This window comes from Vibrio sp. 2134-1, from assembly GCF_033339495.1.
The window spans coordinates 1-613 of sequence record NZ_JAWOUS010000631.1; the positions used below are offsets into that span (position 1 = coordinate 1).

Sequence of the window (613 nt, forward strand, 5' to 3'; positions counted from 1 at the left end):
TTAAAAACCAGTTCCCTACGCAACTGCTCACGATCTGCGATGGCCTAGACAGAATGCTTTACAGTCCGCGTTCACCACTCAACTGGTTTACGAAACGTAAACGCTTGAAGATCTACAAACGCGCGCCAAGCACTCACAATTTTTATCGCTTGGTTAATCACAGTGCTATCGGAGAGCTACGCTTGGACGATGAAGGGAAACCGAGTCACATTGGCATTCTGACTAGCGACGGAGAGGAGATTAACTTCCCTCCAACTCGCGCAGAAGATAAAGGAAAATAACCTGTCAGTGCGGTGCTAAATTTGATTCGACACCTTGAGATTTACCGTATCTATTACCATCTTAAAAGAAAACAGCTTGGTGCTTACTATGTTTAATTCTCTTACTTCGTTGTTCAAACAACTTATCGACGGCTCGGATTTGAGCAAAACCAATGCACTGTCGCCAAACATGGCGATCGCATGTCTGCTGTGTGAAGTGTCTGGTGCGGATCATCTAATTGATGAAAAAGAAGAAAGCACAAAGCGTTCTTTACTGATGAAGTTGCTCGAGTTAAACGAGCAAGAATCGGAGCAGTTACTTGCTCAGGCAAAAGAAAAAACTCAAGACGCTA

At 44.0% G+C, this 613-nt stretch carries 1 protein-coding gene and 1 pseudogene; both read left to right on the plus strand.

Annotated features, from left to right (window positions below; genetic code table 11):
- A pseudogene (locus R7R78_RS27640) lies at positions 1 to 281 on the plus strand (alkaline phosphatase family protein); the annotation flags it as partial.
- 88 nt (positions 282 to 369) lie between these two features.
- The coding region (locus R7R78_RS27645; RefSeq protein ID WP_225474796.1) for a TerB family tellurite resistance protein at positions 370 to 613 on the plus strand (244 nt) is incomplete at its 3' end.